The following is a 19280-nucleotide window of genomic DNA, read 5'->3' as shown; positions in this document are numbered from 1 at the left end:
GAAGCAGATCCAACTACCCGGCATGCTAATCGGGCTGGTTGCGTTGTTGCAAATATGCCTGAATCGAAACCCGAAAGAGCAGCGACACTCAATCCAGGTCGTGATCGATGTCCTTGTACTGCAGGTTGGTCAGCTGCTCGGCGATCAAACCGATGAAAAACACCACCAGCCCGGCCAGCAGCAGCAGAGAGCTCATGTTGCTGAAACGCAACAGCCCGCTGCCGAACGCGCCCAGCAGATAGTTCGCCAGCCCCAGGCCCGCCAGCAGCACTGACAGCGGAAAGTACACCTTGAGTGGGGAGTACAACGTGCCGATCTTGAAGATAATCAGGAAAAAACGCACCCCGTCACGCAGGGGGCTGATGTGGCTCTTGCCCACCCGCTGCTCTACCGTGATTGGAACGAAACCGACCGAATAGCCCGCGCGGAAGAAGGCCATGGTCGACGTGGTGGGGTAACTGAAGCCGTTGGGCAGCAGATAGAGGAAGCTCAGGAACTTGCGCCGGTTCACCGCACGGAACCCCGAGGTGAGGTCGTCAATGCGCCGATTTACCATCCAGCTGGCCAGGCGATTGTACAGCGTGTTGGCACTCCAGCGCGCCATGCTCGCTTGAGACGACCGCCCCGAGCGCGCACCCACGACCATGTCGTAGCCCTGCGCCACGGGCGTGAGCAGGCTGGCGATGTCCGCCGGGTCGTGCTGACCGTCGCCGTCCATAAACACCAGCACGTCGCCTGTTGCGGCGCGCGCGCCGGATTTGATCGCAGCCCCGTTGCCCTTGGGGTAGGGGTGCGAAACCACGGTTGCACCGGCACCGCGAGCCACCGCTGCGGTGTCGTCCTCGGAGCCATCGTTGACGACAATCAGCTCGGCATCGGGGTAGAGAGTGCGGAGGCGTGGCAGGAGAGGCGCGAGCCCGAGTTGCTCATTCCTGGCGGGTATTACAATGGAAATTCGCAACTAGTCAGTCTCCAGGTAAAGCGCGAGTGTCTCTTGGTCTACAACAGACAATGCTCCAGCGTCCTGCAGCGTCAACAACCGCTGCTTGAGCTCGTCAGACTCGTCTACTTTACCCAATGCGGTACTGAAATGCAGCTGCATTAAGAGCCCCCTCGTTGCCTGGGGCGACTCGGCGAGAAATCGTGCCGTGTATTCATAGGCATTGGCATAGCGGCCCAGCGCGTTTTCCAGCACCGCGAGCAAGGCGTAGATATTCCCCGAAGCGGTCGCTTCTGCCTGGGGCCGCAAATATACCGCTGCAAATGTGTCTGCCAGCGCAGAACGATCCAGGTGCCGACACTCGTCGTTTTGCAACATCTTCACCAGGGTATGCAACGTGGGCACGGAGCTCAGTGGTCGCTCGGCCACGAGTGCCTGCCGATTCGGCGCCTGTGTTGCCGACAGCGGTTGGCCGGCAATACAACTGAGCGCAAGATTGCGCATGTAGTGGTCGCCTGCCCGTTCTCGTGTGTGCTCGTGCGCACGAGCGGAGTATTCAAGCGCACGCTCAAGGCTGCCCGCTCTTGCAAACATCACAGCCATATCGGCATTGGCACGAAAAGAAGTGGGGTGTGCATTGATCTGATTGAAACGCAGCAGGTAACTGTTTGACCAGATCTCCACCTGAGAGCTGGTATTGAAACTCAACACAACCAGACCGAGCGCAAAATACGCCATGACCGGCGCTGCCACCCTGCGCCACCGCTGCTGAAGCTCGGCGAGCAAAAGTGCCGCTAGCAGGAAAACCGCGATCCCCGGGAAATAGTTGCGGTGTTCAAAATACAGCTCCAGCGGCAGTACGGTCGACTCGACGCTGTGACCCACCAGATAAAAGAGAATGCAGAAGGCCACGCGGCGCCCCAGCACGAAGCCCGACGACACTACGGCTGCAACCAGAACCCCACCCCAGGCGAGCAGCGCATGGAGCGTTGCGACGGGGTCCGTTAATGAATGAGATAGCAGAACATCGTCGTGATAAAGCCCCATGCGCGCTGTCTGCGGCCACACCAACTGCCCGAGGTAATCCCAGAGAATTCTGCCCTGCGTCAGCACCCGCTCCTCAAGCGTGAATTCACGCAGGGTGTAGTGCGCTAGAAAGCGCTCCGGAACCATAAGGAACACAGAAACAACAAACAACGTCCCCAGCGCCAGAAGACCCAGCGCGATGGCAAGCAGTCGGCGATCAACACCCCCCGCTCGCCGACAACCAAACCAGAGCAGCTCGAGAAGCAGCAATACAGGCAGTACCACAATGCCGTTTTCCTTGGCGAATACCGCCAGCACTGCACAACCGCAAACAACCAATAACCGCCAGATGCCAGACTGCCCGCGAACGTAAGCCGCTCGCCAGTGCAGATAGGCGATCAAGGTCAGCAGCATGAAGGTGCACGCGAGCATGGCCATGCGTTGCACGGCATAGAGCACCGTGCTCACCCAGAGCGGGGACACCAGCCACAGGCCAGCTGCCAGCAGTGCGACCGCCAGACTGCGCGAATACCCGGAGCCACGCAGCAGCAAAAGAATGAACCATGCAAGCAACGCGCCATTGACCACATGCAGGGCAATGTTGATCGCCTTGCTCCAGCGCAAATCCGCACCCAGCAGCGCCCGCTCCGCGACAAAGGTGGCCATTGTTACGGGCCGCCCTAGCGGCCCTGAGCCGTCACCCAGCACCTGTTCAACAAGCTGTCGGGAATCCACATCCGTTTCCAGCAAGGTGACGCTGGTCCGGTCATCGAGCAATGCCGGGCCGTGAATGCCCGGGGCGTAAAGCCATGCGGTCGCAGCCAGTAGCAAGCCGAACGTCGCAATCAGGCAGAACCTGGCAAGACGAACTGACATCAGGGTTTCGCCCCAGCAAAGAGCTTGCGTTGCAGTGGTAGCTGCCGACGATTTGTGTCGTAGTGCATCCATTGCCCGGCGGATCGCAAGAGTCCCTCGGCGTCACCAAGCTCGCCGTACTGGGCGAGTAGATACGGGTAATAACTCAGCTGGCCGGGCGCGCGTGCAAGCGCATCCCTGAGAACGGCGAGTAACTCACTTGGCGGTGCGCCACTGGCCTGCAGGTACGAGTAACTGAGGCTATCGAGATCTGACGGCGTAAGAGAATAGCGCCCCAGCGCTGCAAACAGCTTTTCTACCTCGACTTCCTCCGTAGCGCACTTGCCGTCGCCCATGCACTCGGCCAACACCTGCAAGGCATTCCTGTCCGATGCCTTGAGTACGCGGCCGGGCAAGGCCGCCTGCAGCGTTGAAAGCCAGTCGGTTTGCGCACCCAGTTCCGGGAAGAACAGGCTGTCCAGGTAATAGAGCATCACCAGGGCACCGATATCCGCCGGGTCCCGCTGGTGCATCAACTCCATGTAATGTCGCCCAACGGCCAGGCTTGCCTCTGCATCCTTCTCGGAAAGCCCCAGCGACTCACGCAAGCGATATTGGCGCAACAAAGCATTGCCATAGAAATAGTTGGAGCGCACGGAGGCGGGATGACGCGCAACGTTCGTACGCGACAAGGTGAGGTCGTCGGACCAGGTGTGGCTGCGCACACCCAACAGCAGGGCAAACACCGCCACCAATGCACATGACGCTGCTGCACAGCGAGCAAACGATAAACGGCGCAGCAGCTCAACCAGCGCAACACCCAGCAGCAGGCACAGGCCGATGCTCGGCAGATAGTTGCGATGCTCGTAGACCATCTCCAGGGCGAGAAAGCTGGACTCCATGCTGTGGCCAACGAGATAGACCAATACCGCCAGCAACAGCAGTGGCCAGCGTGCGCGCTGCCAGACGGCCAGCGCAAGCACTGCCAACCAGGCGAGCACCGCAATCAGCGTCGACATGGGATTGAGCCAGCCCGACGACAGCACTGTATCGTCGTGCTGAAACCCCATGCTCAGAATATTGGGCCAGACAATCCAGCCTACGTACTGCCACAGCACACGGGACTGTGTCAGCAGACGCTCCTCCAGCGTGAAATTGCGCTGTGCATACCCCCCCAGAAACGTCTCGGGCGATAGCCAGAAAATCAGCGCAATCAGCGCCAGCGGCAGCAACAGCAGGAACCAGCCCGCGGAGGCCAGTAGCGGCAGGCGCCGCCCCGCCCAACGGCCCCGGTATACCGCAACCTCCACCGCCGGCACCAGCCACAGCAGCAGCGCACCATTTTCCTTGCTCAGCACGGCGAAAATCACCACCAAGAACAGCCAGAGCGCCGCGGCGAACACCTCTTCAACACCCGCGCCCTGCACCGCCCAGCGCGAACGCCAGCGCACAAAGAGGAAAAGACCCAGCACGACGAACAGCGTCGACAACTGCGCCATACGTTGCACGGCGTAGAGCACAGTGGACACATGCAGCGGATGCAGCAGCCACAGCCCCGCCGCCACCGCCGCCACCCAACCGGCATGACACTGCACCCTACCCTGCAGTACTAGCGCCCCAAGCAGCCCGCGGAAAAGAAAAAACAGCAAGATGCCGATGGTGAGGTGAATCGCGAGGTTACCCAGCTTCAGGGACCGTGCGCTGAATCCCCCGTCAAGCACATGCTGCAGGGCGAACGAGGCCATACTCAAGGGGCGGCTGAGCGGGCCTGCGTTAGAGCTGAAAGCCGCCGTGCGCCACTCGTCGAAGCGCGCGCCGGAGATCTGTACCAATTCGTTGCCGCTGAGTGCCGGTATATCGTCGAAGAGGAAGTCATTGCCCGCGTTGCCGGCGTAAACAACTGCCGCGACAAACAACAGCAGCACCACCAACCAGCGGGGCTCGGGATTTGTCACAACGGCTGCCAGGGGACTGGGTTGCACGTGGCACTCTCATACTGCGGTGGAACGGGAGTGTATAACGCTTTAGGGGGCAGGCAGAAACCGTGGGCGAAAAAAAGCCCGGCGGTGCCGGGCTTTTGGTGCTCAGGTAAATATTAGCCGCGGCAGTTGGCCGGCAAATACTTAGGCTCGATGCCGCTGGTTTGGGGCTTGCACTTCCAATCAATACTGCGATCAGACCGTGTGGTCCCGGAAAGCAAGAACTCTAGAGCGGTTCCCGAACCACCTCCGGGAATTACAGCTGCCTTGACTCGGGCAGTCAAAAGCGGACCTGCCGCCGGGCTAGTGTAAACGATCGATGCAACAACCTCTCGGTCTGGATTAGAGTTGATCCCCGCCGCTGCCAGTGAGGGCAGGTTACCGGTCGCTGAATAATATTCGGCAATAGTAGTCTTCGCCTCGGCCAAAGCCGCCAGCGGCTCAGACATCTTCGCACGCACTGTATAGTCCTGATACGCCGGCAGCGCGATGGCAGCCAGAATACCCACGATCGCGATAACGATCATCAGTTCGATCAGGGTGAAACCCTTTTGTACATTCTGCATTTTCATGTTCCTTACTCCTGTCCCCTGCGGGGTGTTTGGTCCGCACGCTTGCTCGGAGAGCGCGTAGCCCCCAGCTTGAAGCATAAAACGTGCCACATGCATTCAAACCAATAAAATCGAAAAATTCTACAGTTAAAACAATACCTTAAAAGAATTTCTCGACCAACAATAGCAGAGAGCTTAGCATCCACCTGACCATTTTGGGTCATAGAGCGACCGGATGTGACGATTTTTGTCATGATTGTGCAGCACACGGTTTGGCTTCGAACGCGCAACCCGACCGCCGAAATCGGCAAAAATCCATATAAAATCATGCTTTTACGGCGCATTCAGGGTATTAGCATGAACTTTCTGTGGGTATACTTAAGCAAGAGTCAACGAAAATAATGCGACCCCCAGGGATGCAGGCAGGATGAACGAGAGAGCAATTGGGCAACTGAGTGGCCTGGCAGGGCGCCTTGTCGTTGAGGGGCTGCTGAGCGCGGAGGCAGCCAAGGAAGCCCAGCGCGAGGCAACCTATCAGCGCGTGCCGCTGGTCAAGTACCTCGTTGACAAGCTCGACCTGGACAGCCACAAAATTGCCGAAGTCGCCTCCAATGAGTTTGGCGTACCCCTGTTCGACATCCACGCTTTCAACACGGCCTCCTTGCCCAGCGGCCTCGTCGATATCAACCTCGTCACCAAACACCACGCACTGCCGCTGTTTCGCCGCGGCAACCGCCTGTTCATCGCCGTCTCCGACCCCACCAATCTGGCCGCGCTGGACGAGATCAAGTTCCACACCGGCGTCAACACCGATGCCATCCTGGTGGAGGAGCGAAGCCTTAACACGGTCATTACCGAGTGGACGGAATCACAGGACAATCTCTCCGAAGGCCTGGGTGACCTGGAATCCGAGGACTTCGAAAACATCGATATCTCCGGCGGCGAGGACAGCAGCAAGGAGGATTCAGGGTCCGAGGCGCTGGATGAAACCCCCATCGTACGCTTTATCAACAAAGTGCTGATCGACGCCATCAAGCAGGGCGCTTCGGATATCCACTTCGAGCCCTACGAGAAGAACTACCGGGTGCGCTTCCGCACCGACGGCATTCTGCGCGAGGTGGTAAAGCCACCCAAGAATTTGTCCGCACGCATGGCGGCGCGCCTGAAAATCATGTCGCAGATGGACATTTCCGAGCGCCGCGTACCGCAGGACGGGCGCATTCAGATGAAGCTGTCACGCAACCGGGCCATCGATTTCCGGGTTAACACCCTGCCCACCCTGTTTGGCGAAAAGGTGGTGCTGCGTATTCTGGACCCGAGCAGCGCACAAATGGGTATCGACGCGCTGGGCTACGAGGAAGACCAGAAGCAGATGTACCTGGACGCCTTGAGCAAACCGCAGGGCATGATTCTGGTCACCGGCCCCACCGGCTCGGGTAAAACGGTGTCGCTGTACACGGGGATCAACCTGCTGAACCAGCCGGAACGCAACATTTCCACCGCGGAAGACCCGGTGGAAATCAATATGGAAGGCGTCAATCAGGTACACGTGAACCCCAAGGTGGGGCTCAACTTCGCCGAAGCCCTGCGCTCTTTCCTGCGCCAGGACCCGGACGTGATCATGGTGGGTGAGATCCGCGATCTGGAAACCGCTGAAATTGCCATCAAGGCAGCGCAGACAGGTCACCTTGTGCTATCCACCCTGCACACCAACAGCGCCGCGGAAACCGTGACCCGTCTGCTCAACATGGGGGTGCCCTCGTTCAACCTGGCCACCTCCGTCAACCTGATCATCGCCCAGCGTCTTGCCCGCCGCCTGTGCAAGGAATGCAGTGCCCCGGCCGAGCTGCCCACTGAGGTTCTGCTGAACGCCGGCTTCACCGAAGAGCAGCTGGAAGGAGCCGATATTCGCCGCGCCGTGGGCTGCGACCTCTGCACGGACGGTTACAAGGGTCGGGTGGGCATTTACGAGGTAGTGCGCGTCACCCCGACCATCGCCCAGCTGATCCTGTCCCAGGGCAATGCCATGGAAATCCACAAGCAGGCCAGGGCCGAGGGCTTCAACGACCTGCACCAGGCGGCACTGGTCAAGGTGCTCAAGGGCATGACCAGCCTGGAAGAAGTACACCGGGTGACCACCGATTAGAAACTGCGGAACCACGTGCTGAACGGACGAGACTATGGCAACCAACGCGGCAAAAAACGTATTTGTGTGGAACGGCGTCGATCGCAACGGACGCACCACGCAGGGTGAAATTACCGCCCAGAGTTCCGGGGTGGCCCGCGCCCAATTGCGCACCCAGGGTATCAAACCGAAAACGGTAAAGAAAAAGGCCAAGCCCCTGTTCGGTGGCAGCGGCAAGCCGATCAAGCCCGCGGACATTGCCATTTTCACCCGGCAGCTCGCCACCATGATGAAGGCGGGTGTACCCCTGGTGCAGAGTTTCGACATTGTTGCCGAGGGCCTGGACAAGCCGCGCATGCGCGAACTGGTGGTCAGCATCAAGAACGATGTGGCCTCCGGTTCTGGCCTGGCGCCCTCACTGGCCAAGTATCCACGGCAGTTCGACGATCTCTTCTGCAGCCTGGTGGCCTCGGGTGAAGCCTCTGGTACGCTGGAAGTGATGCTGAGCCGGGTGGCGACCTACAAGGAAAAAACCGAGCAGCTCAAGGCCAAGATCAAGAAGGCCATGACTTACCCCACCGCTGTGGTGGTCGTGGCCATTGTTGTGACGGCCATCCTGTTGATCAAGGTCGTGCCGCAGTTTGCGGAAACCTTCCGCAGTTTCGGATCGGACTTGCCGGCGTTTACACTGATGGTACTGGGGCTATCGAATTTTGTGCAGGATTGGTGGTTCATCATCCTCATTGGCCTGGTCGCCACTGGCTTTGGCTTCAAGGAAGCCAAGCACCGCTCCGTGGCTTTTTCCGAAGCACTGGATCGATTGGCACTGCGCCTGCCTGTGGTTGGCGGCATCGTACACGATGCCGTCGTGGCCCGCTTCTCGCGCACACTGGCCACAACCTTCGCCGCGGGCGTGCCGCTGGTGGATGCCTTGAACTCCACAGCCGGTGCTGCCGGCAACTCGGTGTACAGCAAGGCTATCTTGCAAATCCGCGATGACGTTACTACCGGTACCACGCTCTACCAGGCCATCCGCGCTACCGGCCTGTTTCCCAACATGCTCCTGCAGATGGTATCCATTGGCGAGGAGTCCGGCGCCCTCGATGACATGCTGGACAAGGTTGCACAGCACTATGAAGAAGCGGTTGATAATGCGGTGGACAGCCTGAGCTCTCTGATGGAGCCGATCATCATGTCGGTACTCGGCGTACTGGTGGGCGGACTCATGATCGCCATGTACCTGCCGATCTTTATGCTGGGCTCGGTCATCTGAGGACATCGCCGCGTGCTTGACGTCTTCCTTGAGCAGCCCGGGTGGCTGGCCACCTGCCTGCTGCTGTTCGGGCTGGTCGTCGGCAGCTTTCTCAATGTGGTGGTGTATCGGCTGCCCCTGATGATGCAGGCGCAATGGCGCCGGGACTGCTGCGAATTGCTGGAGCAACCCACACCCGAGGCCCCGCCCCTCAGCCTGGCAGTTCCCAACTCCCATTGCCCCCAATGCAAGGCGCCCGTGCGCCCCTGGCAGAATATACCGGTCGTCAGTTACCTGCTGCTCGGCGGGCGCTGCGCCCAGTGTCGCGTACGTATTTCCCCGCGCTACCCCATCGTGGAAGCAGTCACCGGGCTGACGACCCTGTGGCTGGGCCTGCACTATGGCCCCACGCTGCAGCTGGCCGGCGCTGTGCTGCTGACCTGGGCGCTGATAAGCCTCACCCTCATCGACTTCGACACCCAGCTGCTGCCCGATGACATTACCCTGCCGCTGCTCTGGCTGGGCCTCGCGTTCAACCTCCAGGGCACGTTCGTGCCCATCGCGGACGCTGTCCTCGGCGCCATGGCGGGCTACGGCATTCTGTGGAGCGTGTACTGGCTGTTCAAGCTGGCCACGGGCAAGGAAGGCATGGGCTATGGCGACTTCAAGTTGCTCGCTGCGCTGGGCGCCTGGCTCGGCTGGCAGGCAATACCGCTGGTGGTGTTGCTCTCCTCTCTGGTGGGCGCCGCGGTTGGCATTGTGCTCATTGTGGTAAAACGGCGTGGGCGCGACATCCCCATGCCCTTCGGCCCTTATCTGGCGGCCGCGGGCTGGCTGGCGCTGATCTGGGGCGAGCCCATTCTCGCCGCCTGGCTGGGTGCCAACGGGCTGCAACCGTGACGCAGGTTAGCGGAGAGCCCATGGCCTTTATTGTGGGTATCACAGGCGGTATCGGCAGCGGCAAGACTGCGGTGACCGACCGCTTCGCGCGCCACGGCATTACCGTGGTGGATGCCGATATCGTGGCACGCATCGTCGTCGAGCCGGGCACACCGGCACTGGCGGCGATCGCCGAGCGTTTCGGCGCCGAGCTGCTGCAGCCCGATGGCGGCCTGGACCGCGCAGCCCTGCGTCGCATCGTGTTCGCTGATCCGGCGCAACGCGTATGGCTGGAGCAACTGACGCACCCGCTCATCGGTGAGGAAATTCAGCGTCAGCTGGCCGCCTCGCGCAGCCCCTATACCCTGCTCAGTTCACCCCTGCTGCTGGAGTCCGCCACGCAGCGCGCGTTGACATCGCTGGTGGTGGTGGTGGATGTGCCGGAAGCGGTACAACTCGCCCGCACCGTGCAGCGCGACAGCAATGACGCGGATCAGGTCAAGCGCATCATGGCGGCACAGCTACCCCGGGACCAGCGGTTGGCGCTGGCGGACATCGTGATTGATAACAGCGGCCCGCTGGACGCGCTGGATGGGGTAGTGGCTGAGCTTCACAAGGAGTTCCTGCAGCGCGCGGAGGAAGCGCGCCGAATCTGATGATGCGCCAGACCTGATGCACCAGTTTATGTGCTTGAGGAGGCGTGCGCCAAATGCTGGCGCACGGCAGACACGATCGGTGTATTGGCTGCAGGAAACTCATAGCGCGATAATTCATCAGCGCTGACCCAACGCAGCGGCTGGCCCTCCAGCCCGCGCGCTTCGCCCGCTAGCTCCGTGACCAGATGCACATCCAGCAATACGGCCTTGTCGCCGTAGTTGAACGGTACCAGCAGCAAAGGCTGTGAAGCAGCAAAACCAATGCCGAGCTCTTCACGCAACTCGCGCGCCAGGGCACGCTCCACAGATTCCCCGGGCTCGACCTTGCCGCCCGGGAACTCCCACAGCCCGCCCTGGTGCGCCGCACTGGCGCGACGGCTGATAAGAATATTACCTTGCTCGTCCAGCAGCACACCGACGGCGACATGCACTGCCGCCATTCAGGTACGGTACTCCGCATTGATGCGCACGTAGTCGTAGGAGAAGTCGCTGGTCCAGACGGTGGCTGCGGCCGGCCCGCGCTGCAGTTCAACACGTATAGTGATGTCCTCTGCGGCCATGGCAGCGGCGCCCTGCTGCTCGGTATAACTGGCCGCCCGGCAGCCCTGCTCGGCGATCAGCACATCGTTCAGGTAGACGGCCACACGCGTCACATCAAGATCCTCCAACCCGGCGCGGCCGATTGCGGCCAGCAGGCGGCCCCAGTTGGGGTCGGAGGCAAACAGGGCGGTTTTCACCAGCGGCGAGTGGGCAATGGTAAAGGCCACATCAAGGCACTCCTGCTCATCGCCACCACTGTTAACCTGCACCGTGACAAATTTGCTGGCGCCCTCGCCGTCACGCACCAGTCCCTGTGCCAGCGTTACGCAGGCCTCCTGCAGTGCATCGCGCAGCGCGGCATAGAGTGGCTCGTCGGTCGACTCCAGCAGGGTATTGCCGGCCGCGCCGGTGGCCACCAGCATGCAGGCATCGTTGGTGGAGGTGTCGCCGTCTACCGTTATCCGGTTGAACGACATGTCCACGGCTTCTGCCAGCAGGGTCTGCAGCAATGCCGGGCTTACCGCCGCATCCGTGGCCAGATAGGCCAACATGGTGGCCATGTTGGGCCGCAGCATGCCCGCGCCCTTGGCAATACCCGTGAGTACATGGCTACGTCCGTTACAGCTGAAACGCACCGAGCAAGCCTTGGGCCGGGTGTCCGTGGTCATGATGCCGTGCGCCGCATCGAGCCAGCCGTCTTCACGCAGTTCGGCCAGCGCCTGTGGCAACACATCCACAATCTTCTGCACCGGCAGCGGCTCACCGATCACGCCGGTGGAGAATGGCAATACCGCTTCACTGGGCACCCCGGAAAGTTCGGCAACGGCCGCGGCACAGCGCCGCGCGTCCGCCAGGCCGGGCTCGCCGGTGCCCGCATTGGCATTGCCGGTATTCACCAGCAGGTAGGCGGGCTGTTGCTGGCTGGCCGCGAGGTACGCCCTGGCCACCACCACCGGTGCCGCACAGAATGCGTTGCGGGTAAACACGCCGGCGACATGACTGCCAGGCGTCAACCCCATCAGCACAACATCCCTGCGCCCGGGTTTCTTGATGCCGGCCGACACCGTGGCCAGGCGCAAGCCCGCGACCGGCAGCAATTCACCGAGGTTTGCTTCACCCACCGCCATACGCGTTTTCTCCCGCTACGCTGCCTGCGTTAATCAATGCGCCCATGGCATTGCTTGAACTTTTTCCCGCTGCCGCAGGGGCAGGGTTCGTTGCGCCCCACCTTGGGCTGCTCACGGGTGAAGGTTTGTGGCGTTTCAGCGGGTGCCGGCTCGGCTGAAGCACTGGCCAGCGCCTCCTCGGCCATGGCGGAGGCCGCAGCGTGCTGGAAGGCCAGCTTTTCGCGCTCCGCTGCTTCGCGCCGCCGCGCCTCAATCAACGCCGATTCATCCTGGTGCTGGATTTGCACGTGGCTCAGGAACTTCACCACCTCGTACTTGAGGTTCTGCAGCAGCTGCTCGAACAGGGCGAAGGATTCCCGCTTATACTCCTGCTTGGGATTCTTCTGCGCGTAGGCGCGCAGGTGAATACCCTGGCGCAGGTGATCCATGGTCGCGAGGTGGTCCTTCCACAGGGTGTCGAGCACCTGCAGCATGATCTGCTTCTCGATCTTGCGCATGGGCGGGCCCACGTCCGCACTCTTGGCGTCGTAGGCGGCCTGCACCGCAGCGACGATCTTTTCACGCAGCGCCTCTTCGTGGAGGCTGTCATCCTCGTCCAGCCAGGCCTGCACCGGCAGGGTCACGGCAAACTCCGCCTCCAGCTGCCGCTCAAGCCCGGGCACGTCCCACTGCTCCTCCACACTCATCGGCGGGATATAGCTGGAGATCGCCTCGTTCACTACATCCTCGCGGATGGCGGTGATGGTCTCGGCGATATCGGCTTCGCTGAGCAACTCATTGCGCTGCTGGTAGATGATCTGGCGCTGGTCATTGGCGACGTCGTCATATTCCAGCAGTTGCTTGCGGATGTCGAAGTTGCGGCCTTCCACCTTGCGCTGCGCTTTCTCAATGGCGTTGGTGACCATGCGATGCTCAATCGCCTCGCCTTTCTCCATACCCAATTTCTGCATGAAGCCTTTCACCCGGTCGGAGGCGAAAATGCGCATGAGATTGTCTTCCAGTGACAGGTAGAATCGCGACAGCCCCGGGTCACCCTGACGGCCGGCACGGCCACGCAGCTGGTTGTCGATGCGCCGCGATTCATGCCGTTCGGTACCCAGGATATGCAGGCCACCCGCCGCCAGCACGGCCTCATGCCGCTCACGCCAGGCGGCCGTCAATTCCGCGCGCTGCGCCTCGGACACCTCGTCCAGCGCTTCGAGCTCAGCCTCAAGGCTGCCACCCAGCACGATGTCGGTGCCGCGACCGGCCATATTGGTGGCGATCGTTACCACACCGGGCCGCCCGGCTTGGGCGATAATCTCCGCTTCCTGCTCGTGGTACTTGGCGTTCAACACCTTGTGCGGAATCTTCGCGGTGCGAAAGCGCTGGGACAGCTCCTCTGAGGTTTCCACCGATGCGGTACCCACCAGCACGGGCGCGCCCTGCTCGATGCAATCCTTCACGTCGGTGACAATGGCGTCGAATTTTTCCGCGCGCGTGAGGTACACGAGGTCGTTCAGGTCCTTGCGCTGACGCGGCTTGTTGGTGGGAATCACCAACACATCCAGACCGTAGATCTGGCGGAACTCAAACGCCTCGGTATCCGCTGTGCCGGTCATGCCCGCCAGCTTCTTGTATAGACGGAAGTAATTCTGGAAGGTGGTCGAGGCCAGGGTCTGGCTCTCGTTCTGGATGCGCACCCCTTCCTTGGCCTCAATGGCCTGGTGCAGACCTTCGGACAGCCTGCGACCGGCCATGGTGCGCCCGGTATGCTCGTCGATCAGCACCACCTGATCACCCTGCACAATGTACTCGACATCGCGGTGGAACAAGGCATGCGCGCGCAGCCCCGAATACACGTGGTGCAACAGGTTGAGGTTGGTGGCGGCATACAGGCTGTCGCCCTCCTGCAACAGGCCCTCGCCGGTCAGCAGCTCCTCCACGTACTCGTGCCCCCCCTCGGTCAGCTCGATCTGGCGCTGTTTCTCATCGACCGTGAAATGGCCTTCCTCTCCTTCGGTATCTCGCTTGAGCAGGGGAATGAGCTTGTTAATGCGCTGATAGAGCACCGAGCTGTCTTCGGAGGCGCCGGAGATCACCAGCGGCGTCCGCGCCTCGTCAATCAGGATGGAGTCCACTTCGTCGACAATGGCAAAGCTCAAGTCACCCTGGAGTTTGTCCTCGAGGCGAAAGGCCATGTTATCCCGCAAGTAATCGAAACCGAATTCGTTGTTGGTGCCGTGGATGATGTCCGCGTGGTAGGCGTCACGTTTCTGCTCCTGACTCTGGCCGGAACGCACCACGCCGACCGACACGCCGAGGAAACGGTACAACGGTGCCATCCATGCCGCATCGCGCCCGGCGAGATAGTCGTTGACGGTAATCAGGTGCACGCTGTTGCCGGACAGCGCGTTGAGATAGGCCGGCAGCGTGGCCACGAGCGTCTTACCCTCACCCGTACCCATTTCCGCAATTTTGCCTTCGTGCAGAGCCATGCCACCGATGAGCTGGACATCAAAGTGCCGCATGCCCAAGGTGCGCTGGCTGGCCTCGCGGGCCACGGCAAACGCCTCCGGCAGGATCTTGTCCAGGGTGGCACCGTCCGCCAGCCGCTGGCGGAATTCGGCAGTTTTTGCCGCCAGCGCCGCATCGTCCAGTGCCTGCATGCTTTCTTCCAGTGCATTGATCTGGCGGACGATCTTGCCCATGCGCTTCAGCTCCCGGTCATTGCGGGTGCCGAAGATTTTCTTCATCGTAGTCGTAATCATTAGGAAATCACTGCGTTAGACATCAGGGCATCACCCACCCGGCTCAACACCCGGCGGGGAACAAATTCAGCGGTGGTGAAAATTCAGCGTCGGGTGCGATGCACGTAGCTGGAGGGGTCGACCGGGCGGCCGTGTTTGTAGACCTCGAAGTGCACATGCGGCCCCGTGGCGCGGCCACTGGAACCCATGAGGGCGACAGCCTGCCCCTTGCGCACAAGATCGCCAGGCTCAACCAGGTTGGATTGATTGTGTGCGTAGCGCGTTAGCAGACCATCGCCGTGAGAGACCTCGACCAGCATCCCGTAGCCGTTGCTGTCGTTACCGGCAAAGGTCACGACGCCACCGGCTACGGCGATCACATTAGAGCCGGCCTTGCCCGCATAGTCGATACCGTAATGCGCGGAGCGCTTGCCGGAAAAGGGGTCTGTGCGCACGCCAAAGCCGGAAGACACCCAGCCTTTCTCCACTGGTCGACCGGAAACCCAGGCTTCGTCGTCCAGCTTGCGATGGGTCAGCAGCGACTCGAGTATCTCCAACTGCTGCTCGCGCTCTGTCAGACGCTCGGCAAAATGTTGCAGCTCGCCCGTCAGATCGGGCGCCAAGTACTCCACGCTGAAGTCTGCGGCCAGAGGACCACCCACGGCGGGCGGCTGGCTGAAATCGAACTCACCGTCCTGCAGGTCGGCCATGACGGTGAGGTGCTCGCCCAGCGCGTCGAGGCGTGTCATGCGCGCCTGCAGCTCGGCAAGGCTCAGGGTCATGGCCTGCAGCTTGCGCTCGGCCTCTAACCGAAGCCCTTCGAGTTCAGTGGATTGGGTGGCGAGTTCGTCCTGCAGGCTGTCCAGGGAGTTGTCGCGCACATCGCGCGCCTGCGTCTCCTGGCCCACAAAGTACCCGAGCGCAACCATACCCAGCGGCAGCCCCAGACAGCACAGGGACAGCAGGGCACGGGACCAGCGACCCAACTCCAGGGAGCGGGACCCGCCGTGCTTGCGGCTTATCAGAATGACTTTCATTGGCAACCGGTTGCAATGAACTGACGCGCGAGTGTGCCATAGTCACGGGAATATTACCAATGACAATTTCCGCGTCAGGCACTGGGGGCGGCAGTGACAGCGCCCCGCAGCAAGGTCCCTACGGGCTGGCAGACTATCAGGCCGCAGCAGGACTCAGGGAGAAGGAGATGGGGGCCGTCGCTTCGTCTTCGAAGGTCACCATTTCCCAGGCATCCGGCTGGGCGATCAGGGCGCGCAGGGAGGCATTGTTGAGTGCGTGGCCGGACTTGTGCGCCCGATACTCGCCGATAACACTGTAGCCGAGCAGGTAGACGTCACCGATGGCGTCGAGAATCTTGTGCTTCACGAATTCATCATCGTAGCGCAAGCCGTCCTGGTTCAGGATGCGGTATTCATCCACCACGATCGCGTTGTCCACGCTACCGCCACGGGCCAGGCCCTGGGAGCGCAGATACTCGATTTCGTGCATGAAGCCGAAAGTGCGCGCACGGCTGACTTCCTTGACGAACGAAGTGCTGGAAAAATCAATTTCCGCATGCGGCGAGCGCTCGCGGAACACGGGATGATCGAACTCGATGGAAAACGAGACCTTGAAGCCATCAAAGGGGAGAAAGCTGGCTGTCTTGTCCCCGTCTTCCACCGTGACCGGACGCTTGATGCGGATGAATTTCTTCGCCGCCGGTTGCTCCTCGATCCCCGCGGACTGGATGAGGAATACAAACGGGCCCGCACTGCCATCCATGATAGGCACTTCCGACGCACTGACATCGACGAACGCGTTATCGATACCCAGCCCCGCCATGGCTGACATCAGATGCTCGACCGTCGACACCTTCTCGCCATTGGCGATCAGGGTGGTAGACAGCGTGGTTTCCCGCACATTTTCCGCGCGGGCCGGAATTTCCACCACCGGGTCGAGATCCACCCGGCGGAATACAATCCCGGCGTCCACTGGCGCGGGCGAGAGGGTGAGGTACACCTTTTCGCCCGTGTGCAAGCCAACACCTGTTGCCTTGATGGCGTTGCGTAATGTGCGCTGTCGAATCATGCCTTCACCCATCTCCTCTGCCCCGAACCCACCGAGGCAGCCGATCGGTGTGTCGATCCTGCCTCGCTAGTCCGCCTGGCGCCGCAAAAATGCGGGGATGTCAAAATAATCGTCGCTCGCCATCGCCGCGGCCTCGCCACCGGCAGACATGGCGCGACGCATCTTGGTCGGCCGCTCCAGATCGCGGTAATCGGGCTCTTCATCCGCCGCTGCAACAGCCGCGCGTGGAGCCGAATTCACCACCTGCAGCGGTGCCGCTCGCGCCACCTCGCTGCCCAGACCCGTCGCCACAACCGTCACTTTAAGCTCGTCGGTCATGTTCGGATCAATCACGGTGCCGACCACTACTGTGGCGTCATCCGACGCAAATTCCTCGATTGTGTCGCCAACTTCGGAAAACTCACCGAGCGACAAATCGAGGCCTGCCGTAATATTCACCAGGATACCGCGCGCCCCGCGCAGATCGATATCGTCCAGCAGCGGGCTGTTGATGGCGCGTTCCGCTGCTTCCCGGGCCCGGTTTTCACCGCGGGCAGAGCCGGTACCCATCATCGCCATACCCATCTCGGACATGACCGTGCGCACGTCGGCAAAATCCACGTTGATCATGCCGGGGCGGATAATCAGATCAGCGATACCCTGAACTGCGCCCAACAATACATCATTCGCTTCTTTGAAGGCATCCAATAAACTGGTACTTTTTCCGAGCACTTCCAGCAACTTTTCGTTGGGAATGGTGATCAAAGAATCAACGTGTTGCTGCAATTCCTGCACCCCGTCCAGCGCAATCGCCAGGCGCTTCTTGCCCTCGAACGGGAACGGCCGGGTGACTACAGCAACCGTGAGAATACCCATCTCACGGGCCACTTCGGCCACAATCGGTGCACCGCCCGTGCCGGTACCGCCGCCCATGCCGGCGGTGATAAACACCATGTCGGCTCCGCGCAGGGCATCGGCAATGCGCTCGCGGTCCTCAAGCGCTGCAGCGCGCCCGATTTCCGGGTTCGCGCCGGCACCGAGCCCCTTGGTGATAGCACCGCCCAACTGCAGCACGGTCTTCGAACGGATGTCCGACAGCGCCTGCGCGTCGGTATTGGCACAGATGAAATCCACACCTTCCACGGAATTCTCGATCATGTGCTTGACCGCGTTGCCGCCGCCACCGCCAACACCAATGACCTTGATGACCGCGTTCTGTGGTACGTTGTCGATAAGTTCAAACATAGCGTTTCTCCCCTTTCCTTTATGTTGCCACGCCGTGGCGTGACGGTTTACCGCAAAAAATTCTAGAAATTGCTCTGGATCCAGTTGCGCAGACGGGCCACCAGGCCCTCGCCGCTGGCCGCGCTGCGCTGGGCACTGCCGGCGCGCTCTCCCGCCTGCTTCTGCCCGTACTGCAACAGGCCTACCCCGGTGGAGTAGATCGGGTTGCGCACAATGTCGTTCAATCCCTTCACCGACTGCGGGTAACCCACCCGCACCGGCATATGAAAAATCTCTTCGGCCAGTTCAACCACACCTTCCATCTTCGAGGTGCCACCGGTGAGCACAACACCGGCCCTAATGGCTTCTTCGTAGCCACTGCGGCGCAGTTCGCCCTGGATCAGCGTGAACAGCTCGTCGTAACGTGGCTCCACCACCTCGGCCAGCGACTGCCGGGAGAGGTCCCGCGGCGGGCGGTCGCCCACACTCGGCACCTTGATGGTTTCGTCCGGGCCGGCGAGCTGCGTCAGGGCGCAGGCATACTTGATCTTGATCTCTTCAGCGTGCTGCGTGGGCGTGCGCAGCGCGGTGGCGATATCGTTGGTGACCTGGTCACCGGCAATGGGGATTACGCCGGTGTGGCGAATGGACCCTTCTGTGAAGATGGCGATGTCTGTGGTGCCGCCGCCTATGTCCACCAGGCACACGCCCAGCTCGCGCTCGTCTTCCGTCAGCACGGAGTAGCTGGAAGCCAGCTGCTCGAGAATCACCTCTTCCACTTCCAGGCCACAGCGCCGAATGCATTTTTCGATGTTCTGTGCCGCATTCACCGCACAGGTCACAAGGTGCACCTTGGCCTCGAGGCGCACGCCGGACATGCCCAGGGGTTCCTTGACGCCCTCCTGGTTATCGATGACGTATTCCTGGGGCAGGATGTGCAGCACCTTCTGGTCGGCGGGAATGGCTACTGCTTGCGCCGCGTCCAGCACCCGCTCGAGGTCGGGCGGCTGCACCTCACGATCGCGAATTGCCACAATGCCGTGCGAGTTCAGGCTGCGGATGTGACTGCCGGCGATGCCCACGTACACCGAGTGAATCTGGCAACCCGCCATCAGCTCCGCCTCTTCCACGGCGCGCTGAATGGACTGCACGGTTGACTCGATATTGACGATCACGCCCTTCTTCATGCCCTTGGACGGATGAGAGCCGATGCCCACGACTTCCAGCCCACCTTCAGCGCCGATCTCCCCTACCAGGGCCACCACCTTGGATGTGCCGATATCCAGCCCTACGATCATCCTTTTGTCCTGAACGCTGCCCATGGCAGTGACAC

At 61.1% G+C, this 19280-nt stretch carries 15 protein-coding genes; 4 read left to right on the top strand and 11 right to left on the bottom strand.

What is annotated here, in order from left to right; genetic code table 11:
• Positions 1-88: 88 nt before the first annotated feature.
• The 4 genes from G533_RS0115390 to G533_RS0115375 form a co-directional block, all read right to left on the bottom strand.
• Positions 89-961: a glycosyltransferase family 2 protein gene (locus G533_RS0115390; protein WP_027950735.1), complete on the bottom strand. Its 873-nt coding sequence runs from the start codon at positions 959-961 to the stop codon at positions 89-91.
• On the bottom strand, positions 962-2842 hold the full coding sequence (locus G533_RS0115385; protein WP_027950734.1) for a tetratricopeptide repeat protein: 1881 nt from the start codon (positions 2840-2842) through the stop codon (positions 962-964).
• The gene (locus G533_RS23620; protein WP_144079905.1) at positions 2842-4776 is read right to left on the bottom strand and encodes a hypothetical protein; all 1935 of its coding nucleotides are present in this window, start codon (positions 4774-4776) and stop codon (positions 2842-2844) included. Before G533_RS23620 ends, G533_RS0115385 begins: the two co-directional genes overlap by 1 nt.
• Positions 4777-4916: 140 nt before the next feature.
• Positions 4917-5366: a pilin gene (locus G533_RS0115375; RefSeq protein ID WP_027950733.1), complete on the bottom strand. Its 450-nt coding sequence runs from the start codon at positions 5364-5366 to the stop codon at positions 4917-4919.
• A 412-nt stretch (positions 5367-5778) separates the two neighbouring features.
• Here G533_RS0115375 and pilB point away from each other — a divergent pair, with 412 nt between their 5' ends.
• The 4 genes from pilB to coaE are packed head-to-tail and all read left to right on the top strand — an operon-like array spanning position 5779 to position 10263.
• Entirely contained in the window at positions 5779-7497 is a 1719-nt protein-coding gene (pilB, locus tag G533_RS0115370; protein WP_027950732.1) for a type IV-A pilus assembly ATPase PilB, read from the top strand.
• A gap of 34 nt (positions 7498-7531) precedes the next feature.
• Positions 7532-8749 (top strand): type II secretion system F family protein, encoded by a 1218-nt coding sequence (locus tag G533_RS0115365; protein WP_027950731.1) that lies wholly within the window; start codon positions 7532-7534, stop codon positions 8747-8749.
• 12 nt (positions 8750-8761) lie between these two features.
• Positions 8762-9628 (top strand): prepilin peptidase, encoded by an 867-nt coding sequence (locus G533_RS0115360; protein WP_051230441.1) that lies wholly within the window; start codon positions 8762-8764, stop codon positions 9626-9628.
• Entirely contained in the window at positions 9625-10263 is a 639-nt protein-coding gene (coaE, locus tag G533_RS0115355) for a dephospho-CoA kinase (protein WP_338035409.1), read from the top strand. Before G533_RS0115360 ends, coaE begins: the two co-directional genes overlap by 4 nt.
• A 26-nt stretch (positions 10264-10289) precedes the next feature.
• Here the strand turns inward: coaE and mutT are convergent, their stop codons facing one another.
• The 7 genes from mutT to ftsA all read right to left on the bottom strand — a co-directional run bounded on the left by mutT (position 10290) and on the right by ftsA (position 19269).
• Positions 10290-10703, bottom strand: coding sequence for an 8-oxo-dGTP diphosphatase MutT (gene mutT, locus G533_RS22255; RefSeq protein WP_051230439.1), 414 nt, complete (start codon positions 10701-10703; stop codon positions 10290-10292).
• Positions 10704-11930, bottom strand: coding sequence for a bifunctional glutamate N-acetyltransferase/amino-acid acetyltransferase ArgJ (gene argJ / locus G533_RS0115345; RefSeq protein WP_027950728.1), 1227 nt, complete (start codon positions 11928-11930; stop codon positions 10704-10706).
• 29 nt (positions 11931-11959) lie between these two features.
• Entirely contained in the window at positions 11960-14680 is a 2721-nt protein-coding gene (gene secA, locus G533_RS0115340) for a preprotein translocase subunit SecA (protein ID WP_027950727.1), read from the bottom strand.
• Positions 14681-14763: 83 nt separating this feature from the next.
• Entirely contained in the window at positions 14764-15696 is a 933-nt protein-coding gene (locus G533_RS0115335) for a M23 family metallopeptidase (protein WP_027950726.1), read from the bottom strand.
• A 136-nt stretch (positions 15697-15832) separates the two neighbouring features.
• Positions 15833-16744 (bottom strand): UDP-3-O-acyl-N-acetylglucosamine deacetylase, encoded by a 912-nt coding sequence (gene lpxC / locus G533_RS0115330; RefSeq protein ID WP_027950725.1) that lies wholly within the window; start codon positions 16742-16744, stop codon positions 15833-15835.
• Between the two features lie 66 nt (positions 16745-16810).
• A complete protein-coding gene (gene ftsZ, locus G533_RS0115325; RefSeq protein ID WP_027950724.1) occupies positions 16811-17968 on the bottom strand; it encodes a cell division protein FtsZ in 1158 nt (385 codons plus the stop codon).
• A 62-nt stretch (positions 17969-18030) separates the two neighbouring features.
• Positions 18031-19269, bottom strand: a complete 1239-nt coding sequence (ftsA, locus tag G533_RS0115320; protein WP_027950723.1) for a cell division protein FtsA — start codon at positions 19267-19269, stop codon at positions 18031-18033.
• Between the last annotated feature and the right edge of the window lie 11 nt (positions 19270-19280).

The sequence above is a fragment of the Haliea salexigens DSM 19537 genome, from assembly GCF_000423125.1.
Taxonomy (GTDB): domain Bacteria; phylum Pseudomonadota; class Gammaproteobacteria; order Pseudomonadales; family Halieaceae; genus Haliea; species Haliea salexigens.
Note: the sequence above shows the minus strand (reverse complement) of the source record. Positions and strands in the feature narration are given on the sequence as shown.